The sequence below is a fragment of the Bradyrhizobium sp. STM 3809 genome, assembly GCF_000239795.1.
Lineage (GTDB): Bacteria > Pseudomonadota > Alphaproteobacteria > Rhizobiales > Xanthobacteraceae > Bradyrhizobium.
This window is the reverse complement of the sequence record NZ_CAFJ01000106.1, coordinates 26,177-39,710: the sequence shown is the minus strand read 5'-3', so window position 1 is coordinate 39,710 and position 13,534 is coordinate 26,177. Positions and strand designations below refer to the sequence as shown.

At 68.7% G+C, this 13,534-nt stretch carries 12 protein-coding genes; 2 read left to right on the top strand and 10 right to left on the bottom strand.

Annotated elements, in window-relative coordinates; translation table 11 throughout:
* The 6 genes from bchZ to BRAS3809_RS05620 all read right to left on the bottom strand — a co-directional run.
* On the bottom strand, nucleotides 1-1,023 hold a 1,023-nt coding region (gene bchZ / locus BRAS3809_RS05645; RefSeq protein WP_035655395.1), incomplete at its 3' end, for a chlorophyllide a reductase subunit Z.
* Nucleotides 1,023-2,570 (bottom strand): chlorophyllide a reductase subunit Y, encoded by a 1,548-nt coding sequence (bchY, locus tag BRAS3809_RS05640; RefSeq protein WP_008961136.1) that lies wholly within the window; start codon nucleotides 2,568-2,570, stop codon nucleotides 1,023-1,025. The genes bchZ and bchY, both read right to left, overlap by 1 nt.
* A 45-nt stretch (nucleotides 2,571-2,615) precedes the next feature.
* Nucleotides 2,616-3,614 carry a chlorophyllide a reductase iron protein subunit X gene (locus BRAS3809_RS05635; RefSeq protein WP_008961135.1) on the bottom strand — a complete coding sequence of 333 codons (999 nt, stop codon included), beginning with the start codon at nucleotides 3,612-3,614 and terminating at the stop codon, nucleotides 2,616-2,618.
* On the bottom strand, nucleotides 3,611-4,552 hold the full coding sequence (gene bchC / locus BRAS3809_RS05630; RefSeq protein ID WP_008961134.1) for a chlorophyll synthesis pathway protein BchC: 942 nt from the start codon (nucleotides 4,550-4,552) through the stop codon (nucleotides 3,611-3,613). The genes BRAS3809_RS05635 and bchC overlap by 4 nt, the downstream gene beginning before the upstream one ends.
* A 90-nt stretch (nucleotides 4,553-4,642) precedes the next feature.
* Nucleotides 4,643-5,788 carry a methyltransferase gene (locus tag BRAS3809_RS05625; RefSeq protein ID WP_008961133.1) on the bottom strand — a complete coding sequence of 382 codons (1,146 nt, stop codon included), beginning with the start codon at nucleotides 5,786-5,788 and terminating at the stop codon, nucleotides 4,643-4,645.
* Between the two features lie 236 nt (nucleotides 5,789-6,024).
* On the bottom strand, nucleotides 6,025-6,894 hold the full coding sequence (locus BRAS3809_RS05620) for a polyprenyl synthetase family protein (RefSeq protein ID WP_008961132.1): 870 nt from the start codon (nucleotides 6,892-6,894) through the stop codon (nucleotides 6,025-6,027).
* Nucleotides 6,895-7,014: 120 nt separating this feature from the next.
* On the opposite strand from BRAS3809_RS05620, the gene crtD reads away from it, so the two are divergent.
* Both crtD and BRAS3809_RS05610 read left to right on the top strand, forming a co-directional pair.
* The gene (crtD, locus tag BRAS3809_RS05615; RefSeq protein ID WP_008961131.1) at nucleotides 7,015-8,544 is read left to right on the top strand and encodes a 1-hydroxycarotenoid 3,4-desaturase CrtD; all 1,530 of its coding nucleotides are present in this window, start codon (nucleotides 7,015-7,017) and stop codon (nucleotides 8,542-8,544) included.
* Nucleotides 8,541-9,404, top strand: coding sequence for a carotenoid 1,2-hydratase family protein (locus BRAS3809_RS05610; protein WP_502685659.1), 864 nt, complete (start codon nucleotides 8,541-8,543; stop codon nucleotides 9,402-9,404). The genes crtD and BRAS3809_RS05610 overlap by 4 nt, the downstream gene beginning before the upstream one ends.
* 306 nt (nucleotides 9,405-9,710) lie before the next feature.
* On the opposite strand, the gene BRAS3809_RS36480 is transcribed toward BRAS3809_RS05610, so the two are convergent.
* The 4 genes from BRAS3809_RS36480 to bchO form a co-directional block, all read right to left on the bottom strand.
* Nucleotides 9,711-9,854, bottom strand: coding sequence for a hypothetical protein (locus tag BRAS3809_RS36480; RefSeq protein ID WP_008961129.1), 144 nt, complete (start codon nucleotides 9,852-9,854; stop codon nucleotides 9,711-9,713).
* Nucleotides 9,855-9,991: 137 nt separating this feature from the next.
* The gene (locus BRAS3809_RS05605; protein WP_008961128.1) at nucleotides 9,992-11,032 is read right to left on the bottom strand and encodes a phytoene/squalene synthase family protein; all 1,041 of its coding nucleotides are present in this window, start codon (nucleotides 11,030-11,032) and stop codon (nucleotides 9,992-9,994) included.
* Nucleotides 11,029-12,567 (bottom strand): phytoene desaturase, encoded by a 1,539-nt coding sequence (locus tag BRAS3809_RS05600; RefSeq protein WP_008961127.1) that lies wholly within the window; start codon nucleotides 12,565-12,567, stop codon nucleotides 11,029-11,031. The genes BRAS3809_RS05605 and BRAS3809_RS05600 overlap by 4 nt, the downstream gene beginning before the upstream one ends.
* A 51-nt stretch (nucleotides 12,568-12,618) precedes the next feature.
* Nucleotides 12,619-13,524 (bottom strand): alpha/beta fold hydrolase BchO, encoded by a 906-nt coding sequence (gene bchO, locus BRAS3809_RS05595; RefSeq protein WP_008961126.1) that lies wholly within the window; start codon nucleotides 13,522-13,524, stop codon nucleotides 12,619-12,621.
* Between the last annotated feature and the right edge of the window lie 10 nt (nucleotides 13,525-13,534).

The window sequence follows — 13,534 nt, the reverse complement described above, 5'->3', positions numbered from 1 at the left end:
GCTGCCAAACAGCACCAGCGGCGGCCGCTCGTGGATCATCTTGCGGATCGAATCATTGTCGGTCTTAGCTCCTGCACAGCGCGAGATCGCGAAATTGCAGGGCAGTCCGAGTTCGGTCTCCAGGAAATTGCGCAAGCCTCGCGCGTAGGTCTCGGAGGCGACGATGCCGAAGCTCGCGGTGCCGAAGAAGTCCTGCGTCACCGAGCGCCAGAGATCCCACACCGGCTTGATCGTGGTGTGCTTCTCACGTGCGATGAACGGCTCGGGATCGAGCCCGGTCAGTTCGCCGAGCGAGCGCAGGAATTTCGTCGTCGAATGCAATCCGATCGGCGCCTGCAGATAGGGCCGCTCCAGGGTCTCGCACAGCAGGCGGCCGAACTCGCGGTACATGCAGATGTTGACGTCGGCATTGACCAGCTTCGGGACGTCGGCGACGTGGCTGCCGAGCGGAAACACCATGTTGATCTCGGCGCCGATGCCTTCGACCAGGCGGCGAATCTCGGCGAGATCCGACGGCATGTTGAAGGTGCCGTAGAGCGGCCCGATGATGTTGACGCGCGGCTTTTCGCCCTCGGCGCGCGGCTTGCGCTCGGGGATCTTGCGCGAGCCGTATTCGCTCCACAGCCAGCTCAGCGCACGATTGGCGCTCTGCCACTGATCCTCGTCGATGGTGCGCGGCAGGAAGCGCTTGATGTTGGAACCTTCGGGCGTCACGCCGCCGCCGATCATCTCGGCGATCGAGCCGGTGACGACGACCGCCGGCAGGTCCGGATCAAGCGCGGCGCGAGCGCGCTTCATGGCCTGCTCGGTGCCCTTCTGGCCGAGTTCGTCCTCGCCGAGGCCAGTGACGACGATCGGCAGCTCGTGCGGCGGCAGGCCGTCGGTGTAGTGCAGCACCGAGGTCACCGGCAGATTCTCGCAGCCGACCGGGCCGTCGATGATGACCTGCAGGCCCTTGATCGCGGTGAACGCGTAGACCGAGCCCCAATAGCCGCCGGCGCGATCGTGGTCGAGGATCAGCATTACACCATCTCCTCGGACTTGCGCTTCTTGGCCTGCGCCGCGACCGCCTTGCGGTACTTGTCGCGGAAGTCGGGACGGGCGACAGGGGTGCCCTGCCAGACGCCCGCGGCGTCGCCTTCACCGACACCTTCGAAGAAGTCGCGCATCTCGTCGAAGCGGGCCTTGCCGCCGATCGCGGCATTGACCACCTGCGCCAGCGAGCCGGCGCCGGAGATGCCGAACAGCGGCCGCGCCGAAATGAGGTTGGTGAAGTAGAGCGACGGGATCGCCCGTGCCTTGGCCTTCTGCACCACCGGCGTGGTGCCGATCGCGAGATCCGGCGCGAACTCGTCGACCGCAGCGAGATCCTGCTCCAGCGAGGCGCGGTACTGCACCCGCACACCGCGGCTCTCCAGCCAGGCGCAGTCGGCCTCCGACCAGCGCGTGCGCGGGCAAGCCGTGCCGACATAGCGCAGATCCGCGCCGCTCTCGACCAGCAGGCGCCCGACTAGCAGCTCGGAGCCCTCATAGCCCGACAGCGTGATGCGGCCGCGAATCGGCGTCGCCGCGAGCGCGCCGCGGATCGCCGGCAGCACCGCGTTCTTGGCCGCATCGATCTGTGCACGGCCGACGCCACACGCTTGGCCTATCGCTTCGAGCCAATCCGCCGTGCCGTCGCAGCCGACCGGCGCAGAACCGATGATCGGCCGGCCCGCCGCCTCGAACTCGCGGATCGAGGCCGTGTAGAACGGATGGATCGCGGCGACCGCCGCGCAGTCCAGCGCGCCATAGAGCTCGCGCCATTCGCGCGTCGGCACGGTGGGTCCGGCAGCGAGGCCGAGTGGCGCCAGCAGCATGCCGATGCCTACGGGATCGGCCGGGAACATCTCGCCGAGCAAGGTGATCGTCGGCTTGTCGCCGCGCGGGGCGCGCGGCGCCTGCACCGGTCCCTGCTCCGCCTCGCGTCGCGCATAGTTCAGCATGGCGCCGGCGAGCACGTCCTTGGCTTCGGCATGGGTCGGCACGCCGAAGCCGGGGACGTCGATGCCGATGATGCGGACGCCGTTGATCTCCTTCGGGAGAATCTGCAGCGGCACGCCCGAAGCGGTGGGGACGCAGAGATTGATGATGACGACGCAGTCGTAATTCGCAGGGTCCGCCAGCTTGAACACCGCGTCGCGGATGTCCTCGAACAGCTTGCCGGTGACCAGCGTCTCCGAGTTGAACGGGACGTAGCCGACGCTCCGCCGCGCGCCGTAGAAGTGCGAGGTGAAGGTGAGGCCGTAGACGCAGCAGGCCGAGCCTGACAGCACGGTCGCGGTGCGGCGCATGCGCAGGCCCACGCGCAGCGAGCCGAAGGCCGGACACATGCTCTGCGGCTGATCGTGCGGGCCGGCCGGATAGTCGGCCGCGTAGCGCGCCAGCACCTCGCTCTTGCCGGCGGCATCGGCCGCCTTCCTGAGCTCGGCCTTGCCGGCGTGACAGCCGAGCGCCTCCGGCTGCGCGGGCATGCCTGCTGCCGCGCTGCTTTCCGCGCTCACCGCCTGATGGACCACCGCATCGCTCATTGCACGAGATTCCACTACTCAGTTCCGCTGCTCAGCACGCACCCGTCACACATTGTCGTAGATCACTTCGAGCGACGGCTTCGCGACCGCCGTGCTGCCGCACATATCCTCGAGCGTCGCCTGCTCCAGCACCACATCGCGGCCGACCTCCGAAGCCTTGAACAGGCCGAGCAGGCCGTCCTGCGTCAGCGGATGCGGATGCTGCGGCGGCGCCTCGGCGACGTTGGTCGCGAGCAGCTCGAACAGCGGCGCCCAGGCCGTGCCGGGCCGGCCGATGATCTGGTAGCTCGCACTTTTGCGCCGGATGTCGTCGTCGGCAGGGATCGAGGCGAGCACCGGAATGCCGACCGCATCGGCAAAGGCCTGCGCCTCGCCGGTGCCGTCATCCTTGTTGATGACGATGCCGGCGACGCCGACATTGCCGCCGAGCTTGCGGAAATACTCCACCGCCGAGCAGACATTGTTGGCGACGTAGAGCGACTGCAGGTCGTTGGAGCCGACGATGATGACCTTCTGGCACATGTCGCGCGCGATCGGCAGGCCGAAGCCGCCGCAGACGACGTCACCGAGGAAGTCGAGCAGCACGTAATCGAAGCCCCAGTCGTGGAAGCCGAGCTTCTCGATCAGCTCGAAGCCGTGGATGATGCCGCGTCCGCCGCAGCCGCGGCCGACCTCGGGACCGCCGAGCTCCATCGCGAACACGCCGTCGCGCTTGAAGCAGACGTCGCCGATCTTGACCTCCTCGCCGGCGAGCTTCTTCTTCGACGAGGTTTCCAGGATGGTCGGGCAGGCGCGGCCGCCGAACAGCAGCGAGGTCGTGTCGCTCTTCGGATCGCAGCCGATCAAGAGCACCTTCTTGCCCTGCTGCGCCATCATGTAGGACAGATTGGCGAGCGTGAAGCTCTTGCCGATGCCGCCCTTGCCGTAAATGGCGATGATCTGCGTGGCCTTCTTCGGCGCAGCGGTCACCGGCGCATCCGGCTCGATCGCGGCCTCGGCACGCAGGGCATCTGTCATCGCGCTGATCTTGGTCGGGGCGTTCATGCGGCAGCTCTCCAGTCCAGGACCATCTTGAGACACGAGGGATCGTCGAACGCAGTCCGGTAGGCGCCCTCCGCGGACGTTGCGTCCGCGTGATGCGTGATCAGCCCATCCAGCGACAGCCGGCCGGTGTCGATCAGGTTGCGCACCGCGACCAGATCGTCGTGCTTCCATTCGGCGGCGACGCGGATCGCCGCCTCGCGCATGAAGGCCGGCGGATAGGAGAAGGTGAGCGGCGCGCTGTAGAAGCCGGCGAGGATGATCTCGCCACGCGGCGCGAGGCGCGCGATGAGGCTGTCGAGCAGGCCGGCATCACCGCTGGCATCGAAGATCAGGCGGTAGTCGCGCTTCGTGTCCTGAGCGGGATCGATGACGCGATAGCCCATCGCGCTGCTGGCGCGCTCCGGATTACTCTCCCACACCACGGGCGGATCGCCGCCCATCGCGACGATCAGGCGGGCAAGCAGACGGCCGAGCACGCCATGACCCACCACACATTCAGCCTGGCCGTCACCACCGATCGACAAGGCATGATAGGCCGTGGCCGCCAGCGCCAGCAGCACGCCGCGCTCGCCATTGGACTCGTCGATCGCGACGACGCGCTGCGCGGGAACGTTGAGCCGCGAGGCGGCGGCGCCGAACAGGCTCCTGACCTCGCCGAAGCAGCGCGCCGCGCCCGGCACGAACACACGCTCGCCTTTCCGGAAACCGGAATGCGCGGCGGCCTGCGCAACGCGGCCCACGGCCTCGTAGCCCGGCACGAGCGGATAGCCCATGCCCGGAAACTGCGGCATGCGGCCTTCGTACAGCAGCCGCTCGGTGCCGGTGCTGATCGCGCTCCATTCGATGTCGACGGTCAGGCAGTCCGGAGCATCCGCCAACAGCAGGTGCTGCAGCGACAATTCCCTCGGCCTCCCCAGCACCACGGCGATCGCGTCCATAGCCCAAACTCCCCGGCGACGCCCGCTCTCATACGGGTGTCAGGTTAGTCCTGTCACGGAGAGTGTCAACATATATTTACAGATGGAGTGTCAGCTTTTCGCGACAATCACGCTGGCGATCAAGGGGATGCGCGTGCGAAGCACTCGCACCTGCGAAAAGCCTGCCAGCGTCAGCAGCTCGCGCAGCCTGGCCGCGCTGCGCGGCCGCCCCTGCCCCATTGCACGCAGATAGATCTCGAAATAGGCGCTGACCCCATCGCTGCCGCCGGCCATGTCGCGCATCGGCTCACCGAGCAGAAGCACGCCCCCGGCAGGCAGCGCCGCCCGCACCTTGGCGAACAATTGCGCGACGGCCTCGTCGTCGTGATCGTGCACCACCCGAATCAGCGAGATCACGTCGGCGCCCGATGGCAGCGGGTCGTCGTAGAAGCTGCCCGGCGTGATCGTAGTGCGGCCGGCCAGGCCCGCCGAGCCGAGCCGCTCGCGAGCGATCGCGGCGACCTCCGGCAGATCGAACAACTTCAGCTGCAGCTGCGGCGCAGCCCGCGCGGCGGCGGCGAGAAAGCTGCCGTCGCCGCCGCCGACATCGAGCAGGCAGCGGTGGCCAGTGAGCGGATAGGCCGCGAGAACCACATCGGCGATCATCGGCTGCGAGGCGGCCATCAGCGCCGTATAGGGCGCGACGTCGTCGCGGGTCAGCGCCGCGCCGCTGTGGTCGAGCGCGTAGGGCCAATATTGCGCGAGACGGCGTTCGCGCCCCTGCCCACGCAGCAGCGCCAGGGGATCGCCGAGATCGTCGTAGAGCGCCGCATGGTGCCGGACCATCGCGGCGATGCCGGGATTGCCGAGCAGCGCCGCGCCGAGCGGTCCAAGGCCGTAACGCACGGCGCCGCGGCGCTCGAGCAATTGCAGCGCGCAGGCGGCCTCGCACAGGCTCTCCATCGCCGCCTCGGGGATCGCCGTCCGCGCGGCCAGCGCCGCGAGGTCGCGCGGTCCGGCGCGCAACCCCTCGAACAGATCGAGCTGCACGCAAGCCGCCAAGGTCTGCGAATAGACGAAGCCGGCGCAGAGATCGAACAGCTCCGCTGCGCGCTTGCGCGCGATCGGCCGCGTCAGCGGAAAGGCAGCCGCCCAGCGCTGGAACGAAGCACTGGCCAGTAGTGCGTCGCGCCAGCCGCGCCAGCGATCACCGAAGCTGACCGGCGCCGGCGTGTCGTGGCGAAGGGCGGCGGGCATGGCGGTCAGCGCTCCCGTCGCGTCGGACGCCTGACGGCCCTGACGGCGCAGAAGGCGTTCTGGCGCCGCTCAAACACGGCAATCAGTTCTCGTCATGGCCGGGCTTGAGACCCGGCCATCCACGTTTGGTGCTGATAGAAAGGGCGTCATGGATGCCCGGGTCACGCCCGGGCATGGCGAGCAACGGATGAGCTGACGTTCTCGTCCCACGGAACACGCCTCCCGAGGAGTTGAAATCACGCCGCCGACACTGCGAGCCGGCGCGGCACCAGGCGCTTGGCTTCCTGCTCCATCAGCGCGCGCAACTCATGCGCATGGGCGCAGGGCGGCATGGTGCGGATGCCGTCGGCGACGAGGCCGTGGAGATAGCTCACCGCGCCGGTCAGCCCGTAGCGCAGCACGGCGTTGGGGCGCCCGAGCGCGGCGTCCTGCCCGACCGGCTTGCCGGCCTCCTCCTCATCGCTGGCGGCATCGCGGATGTCGTCGGCGACCTGATAGGCCTCACCGATCTTCTCGCCCAGGCTGCGCCACGCTTCCGGATCGGCGTGCCCGGCCGCCGCCGCGCCGGACACCGTGGCGGCCGCGAACAGCGCGCCGGTCTTGGAGCGATGATAATGCGACAGGTCGATCTCCGGCTCGCATTCCCAGGCCTGGCCGGCGGCGATGCCATGCGGCACCCCGACGGCGTCGCCGATGGTCTCGATCAACCGCGCCAGCCGCAGCGGCGAGCAGCGCGACTTGGCGAGCGACTGGAAGGCGAGCACGATCAGCGCGTCGCCGGCGAGCACCGCAAGCGGCTCGCCGAACGCGGCATGCACCGAGGGCCGGCCGCGCCGCAGCTTGGCATTGTCGAAGCACGGCAGATCGTCATGGACCAGCGAGGCGCAGTGCAGCAGTTCGATCGCCGATCCCGCAGCGTCCGTCGCCGACGGCTCGTCGTCGCCGCAGGCCGCGGCCACCGCATGACAGAGCCTTGGGCGCACCCGCGCCCCCTTGGGGAACACGGCGGCCTGCATGGCGGCGGACAGCCGGGGCGGACATCCCGGCCGGTCGGCCAGCGCGACCGCTGCGACGAGGGATTTTTCGATCCGGGCCATCACGTCCATGCGAGCCTCCCCTGCCGCGAGACCGATCGGGCCTCGCTTATGTAAATTACAACTTACACCTATAGTGTAAATCATGCTAGACATTTCCTGCGTCAGATCCGGCGGACAGGAGGGCGAGCAATGGCCGATCACCGCGTGATCGTGGTTGGCGCCGGGATGGCCGGCCTCAGCGCTGCGCTGACCCTGGCGGCCCGCGGCGCCGAGGTGACGGTGCTCGAGCGCGCGGCCGCCCCCGGCGGCAAGATGCGCCAGATCGCCATCGGCCCGGCGCGCATCGACTCCGGTCCCACCGTGTTCACGATGCGCTGGGTGTTCGACGAGCTGTTCGCCGAGCTCGGCACGGCGCTCGACGATCATCTCACGCTCACGCCGCTCGACATCCTCGCCCGCCACGCCTGGACCGATCGCCGCTCGCTCGATCTCTTCGCCGACGAGGACCGTTCGGCTGACGCGATCGGCCGCTTCGCCGGGCGCAGCGAGGCCGAGGGCTATCGCGCGTTCTGCCGCGATGCGCGCCGCATCTTCGAGACGCTGCGGGATCCCTTCATCCGCACGCCGGCGCCGAGCATGACGCATCTGCTGCGCAATGCCGGCTTTCGCGATCTCACCGCGATCCGCCCGTTCCAGACCTTGTGGAAGGCGCTCGGCGGCTATTTCCGTGATCCCCGCCTGCAGCAGCTGTTCGGCCGCTACGCGACCTATTGCGGCTCGTCGCCGTTCCATGCGCCGGCGACGCTGATGCTGGTGGCCCATGTCGAGCAGGCCGGCGTCTGGTCGATCGATGGCGGCATGCACGAGTTCGCCGCCTGCCTGGCGGCGCTGGCGCGACGACACGGCGTCAGCATCCGCTACGACAGCGAGGTCGCCGGCATCGTCACCAACAGCGGCCGCGCCGCGGGCGTCCGCCTCGCCACCGGCGAGCAGATCGCGGCGGATGCCGTGATCGCCACGGCCGATGTCGCCGCCCTCGCGCAGGGCCTGTTCGGCATCGAGGCCGCGCGTGCGCTGCCGGCCATCCCGGAATCGGCGCGCTCGCTGTCGGCGATGACCTGGAGCTGCGTGGCGCGCGCCGACGGCTTTCCGCTGGTGCGTCACAACGTGTTCTTCTCGCGCGACTACCGCGCCGAGTTCGATTCTCTGATCGAGCGGCGCGCGATGCCGGCCGAGCCCACCGTCTATGTCTGCGCGCAGGACCGCGGTGACCAGCCGCGCGAGGCCGGCAGCAGCGAGCCGCTGTTCGTGCTGATCAACGCGCCCGCATCAGGTGATCATCATCGCTTCGCTCCCTCGGAGATCAGCCAATGTGCCCGCCAGACCTTCGACCTGTTGCAGCGCTGCGGCCTCAGCATCGCAACGACGCCGGAATTGACCAGCGTGACGACGCCGACGGATTTCAGCCGGATGTTTCCGGGCACGGGGGGCGCGCTGTATGGCCGCAGCTCGCACGGCTGGACGGCGTCGTTCCAGCGTCCGGGCGCTCAGACGAAGCTGCCGGGACTCTACGTGGCGGGGGGCAGCGCGCATCCGGGACCGGGCGTGCCGATGGCGGCGCTGTCGGGCCGGATGGCAGCCAGCAGAGCGATTATGGACCTCGCTTCGACCGCGCCGTCCCGCCGGATGGCTATGCGTGGTGGTATGTCGACGCACTGAGCGACGATGGCCGCTTCGGCCTCACCATCATCGCCTTCGTCGGCAGCGTGTTCTCGCCCTACTACGCGTGGGCGCGGCGGCGCGGACCGGCCGATCCTGAAAATCACTGCGCGCTCAACGTCGCGCTGTATGGCGAGCGGGCGCGGCGCTGGGCGATGACCGAGCGCGGGCGCGGCGCGATCGCGCGCAGCGATCAGCGTTTTGCCGTCGGGCCCAGTCACCTCGCGTGGGACGGCCGCGAGCTCAACATCGAGATCAACGAGGTCACCGTGCCCTGGCCGTTGCCGTTGCGCGGCAAGGTGCGCGTCGTCCCGACCGCGCTGAATGCGATCGCGTTCACGCTCGATGCCAGGGGACGCCATCGCTGGCAGCCGATCGCGCCGTGCTGCCGCGTGTCGGTCGACTTCGATCATCCCGACCTGCACTGGCGCGGCGACGGCTATTTCGACCTGAACCATGGCGACGCGCCGCTCGAGCGCGATTTCCAGAGCTGGCAATGGTCGCGCGCCGCGACGCGCACCGGCACGGCGATCTCCTACGACACGATCGCGCGCGCCGGCGGCGACAGGACGATCGCGCTGCACGTCGATCCCGACGCCAGGCTGGAGCACGTCACGCCATTGGCCGACGCGCCGTTGCGCAAGACCTTGTGGCGCGTCGACCGCAGCGCCCGCGCCGACGCCGATGCGCCGGTGCGCGTGGTGAGCACGCTGGAGGACGCTCCGTTCTACGCCCGCTCCCACCTCGCCGCGCGCGTCCGCGGCGAGGATGTCTCCGTGATGCACGAGAGCCTGTCGCTGGACAGATTTCAGATGCCGATCGTCCAGGCCATGCTGCCGTTCAGGATGCCCAGATGGTGAGTGATCGACAAGGGTGATGCCGACCAGCCTCGCGGCGGATTCGCCCGCGCGTCAAGATTCGATGTCGTCCCGACAAGCCGTGACGCGCATCAGCGCGTCGCGGCGCTGATACGGGATCCATACGCCGCAGCCGACGTGAGGGGCAACTCAGCCAACGACCAGCGTGCCTCGCACCGCTCCCTGGGGGTATGGGTCCCGGATCAAGCCCGGGACGACGGCGGTGGTTGCGAATGCAGATGCGCGTCACCCTGATTGTCGGCCATGATGGTACGCAGCCGAAGGCAGCCTCGCATCTAGAACCTCGGCCTATCCATTCTCCGCCTCGCGTTCCCTCGCCTCGCGCTCGGCGCGCTGGCGGTCGAGGCGGCGGCCCTGCCATTCGAGCACGAGCCAGCCGAGCACGCACAGTGCCACGACGACGAATTCGAGCAGGCCGCCCATCTCGGTCATGGCGTGTCACTCACCGCATCTCTCGTGGCGCATCGCACGCCCGTCAGGCGCACGAGACTTAAGACCGCTGCCGCCGTGATAATAGGGCTCGCATACAGCCGCACTGTCTCAGCCGCGACCGCGGCGATCCCGGCTGGTCACGACGCCCGCCCCGAGCGCAGTACCTGATCACGCCGCTCCAGCCGCTCGAACAGGTCGATCACCCACAGCGCGCGGTCGTGCAATGTCCGGCGCCGCGGCACGAGCGCGTGCGGGCGCTGGGCATCGGCCGTGACGACCGCATCGATCAGGATGCGCGCCTCGGGGCGCAGCGGCGCCAGCGAGGGCTGCGCCTGTGCGAGCGATACGATCGCGGCCTTGCCGAGCAGTTGCAGCTTGCGCGGCGTCGAGACGACCGCGCGCCGCGACAGCGAATCGAACTCGGCGCGCGCGACCTCGCGGCCGATCTCGGCATAGATCAGCCGCGCCGCGTGAATCCCGGGCCGGCAATTCCAGGGAAGTTCGGCGATGCCCGCCGACGCCCGGGCATAGAACACGTCCGCCACCGCGAGCAACCGGGCGGTGACGCGCGCGATCCGGTCGTCGAAGAACGGCGCGGCCCGCCAGGTCTCGACGTCGAGGCCCGCCTCGCGCAGCCATTGCCGCGGCAGATACAGCCGGCCGGCGCGCGCATCCTCGCCGACGTCACGCGCGATATTGGTGAGCTGCATCGCGATGCCGAGATCGCAGGCGCGTCCGATGGTGTCGGCCTCGCGCCGGTTCATCAGCAGCGACATCATCACGCCCACCGTGCCGGCGACCCTCACCGCATAGGCGAGCACGTCGCTCAAGGTCTCGTAGCGGCGGCCCTGCGCGTCCCAGGCGAGACCTTCGAGCAGCGCCTCGGGGATTGCCCTGGGAATCGCGAACCGCGCCACCACGCCGGCCAGCGCCCGATCGACCGGGCTGTCGTCGGGCGTTCCCTCATAGATGCGCTCCAGCCGCTCGTGCAGCAGCTCGACGGCATCGACGCGGCGGCTGGGACCATCGATCGCGTCATCGGCCTCGCGACAGAACGCGTAGAGCGCGATAGCGGCATCGCCGACCTCGCGCGGCAGCACTTTAGAGGCGGCGAAGAACGTCTTCGATCCGCCCCGCAACATCCGCCGACAGATCGCGATGTCGTCGTTCCAGCTCATCGCCGCTCCAGCTCATGCGGGGCCGGTACGAGCTCGTCGAGCACGCGCGCCGAGGACAGCACGCCCGGCAGGCCTGCGCCGGGATGCGTGCCCGCGCCGACGAGATACAGCCGCTCGACCTCTTCGCTCTTGTTGTGCGGCCGGAACCAGGCGCTCTGCAACAGCACCGGCTCGAGCCCGAACGCCGCGCCGCGATAGGACGACAGCCGATGCTCGAAATCATCCGGCGTCAGCAGACGCGAGGTGACGATCTGATTTGCCAGATCAGGCAACAACGATTCGCCCAGCGCGGTCTCGATCCGCTTGCGGAACGGCTCCGCGGCGGCGCGCCAGTCGATGCCGCTCTCCTGGTGCGGCACCGGCGACAGCACGTAGAACGCATCGCAGCCGTCCGGCGCCAGCGACGGATCAGTCGCCGTGGGACGGTGCAGATAGAGACTGAAATCATCCGCCAGCACCTTGCGGCGGAAAATGTCGTCGAGCAGCTCGCGATAGCGCGGGCCGAGCAGGATGGTGTGATGCTCGACATCGTCGTAGCGGCGCTTCGTGCCGAAATACCAGACGAACAGGCTCATCGAGTAGCGCGCGCGATCGATGCGTGCATCGGTCCAGCGCTGGCGCGGCACGGAGGGCAGCAGGTTCTTGTAGGTCCAGGCGGCGCAGCCGTTGGACACGACGACATCGGCGGCGATCGTCTCGCCTGATGTCAGGCGCACGCCCGTCGCCACGCCGTTCTTCGTGGTGATCTCGGCGACCGGCGCCGAGCAGCGCACTTGGCCGCCCTGCCCTTCGATCAGGCTGACGAGCCCGCTCACCAGCGCGCCGGTGCCGCCCATCGCGAAATGCACGCCCCAGCGGCGCTCGAGATAGGCGATCAGGCAATAGATCGAGGTCGTCGTGAACGGATTGCCGCCGATCAGCAGCGGATGGAAGCTGAGGATGACGCGCAGCCGCTCGTCGCGGACGTGCTGCGACACGAGACCGTAGACCGAGCGGAAGCTCTGCAGCTTGATCATCGCCGGCGCGATCTTGAGCATGTCCGTGAAGGACAGGAACGGCACGTCGCCGAGCTCCTCGAAGCCCTTCTTGAAGATCGCCTCGCTGGCCGTCATGAAGCGCTCGTAGCCGTCGACATCGCCGGGCGAGATCCTCGCCACTTCGGCGCGCATCGCGGCCGGGTCGGCCGAGCAGTCGAAGATCGTGCCGTCGTCGAAGCGGATGCGATAGAACGGCGAGATCGGCCTCAGCGTGACGTCGTCCGACATCCGCCGCCCGCACAGCTGCCACAGCTCCTCGAACAGGAACGGCGCGGTGACGATGGTCGGTCCGGCATCGAAGGTGAAGCCGTCCTGGCGATGCACATAGGCGCGGCCGCCGGGGGCATCGAGCTGCTCGAACACGGTGACGCGATAGCCGCGCGCGCCGAGCCGGACCGCCGCGGCAAGGCCGCCGAAGCCGGAGCCGATCACGACCGCATGCGGCCGGTCTCCGAGCGCAGCCGGAACAGCGGCCTTCATGGTGGAGACATCGAGCATGGCCAAAGCGTAAATTGAAATTGACGCTTTCGCCAGCCCAAAAATGTCAATCTAGTTTGACATTTCCTGCTGCACTGCGAGGACGCCGGCGCGTACAGCAGCGGCGACGATCAGCTCCGCGATCCGCGCCGGCTGCTCCTCATGTGCCAAATGGCCAAGTCCATCAATGAGTTCGAGCTGCGCCTGCGGCACCAATTGGCGCACGCGGCGGGCGACGTCCGGGGTGATGGCATGGTCGTGGGTGGCTGCGACCAGCAGCAGGGCCGTCTTCAACTTCGGCAGATCCCGCACCAGCGGATTGAGGTCCCAGTTTGCCATCATCTCCAGCGCGGCGCCGACATGGCCGGGGCTGCCGACGAGCTGGCGGTACAGCCGCTCGCCATGGGCATCGAGCCTCGAACCGGTCGCCTTGAGCAGCCGATGCACCGCCGCGGGATCCCGCCCGCGCCACGCGAACAGGCGCGGCACCAGCGGATTGAGCGCCATCATCTTGGCCAGCGGTGACAGGAACTGCGCGGCGACGCCGCCGAATGGCAGATAGGCGCCGTTCAGGCTGACGATCAGTTTCGGCGCGATCAATCCGTCGAGCGTCATCCGGGTGAGGATCGCCGCGCCAGCGGAATGGCCGATGACGATCTCGGGCGAGATCGCGAGCTGCTCGCACAGCGTGGCGAGATCGCGCGACATGCCCGGCAGCGACAGCCGCTGCCAGTTCGGCGTCGAGGTGAAACCATGGCCGGAGAGATCCGGCGCAACGATGGTGAAATGCTTGGCCAGCAAGGGTGCCAGATCGCGCCAGGAATGGGTCGCCGCGCCGGTGCCATGCGCGAGCAACGCGACCGGCCCCTCGCCCATCGTTTGGACATGCCAGCGAATGCCGCCGGCCTCGACGAAGCGGCTCGCGTCGCGATTGGGCCAGGTGCGCCCGTCGATGCTCCAGCTCGGCTTGTCGCTCATGCCGATGCCC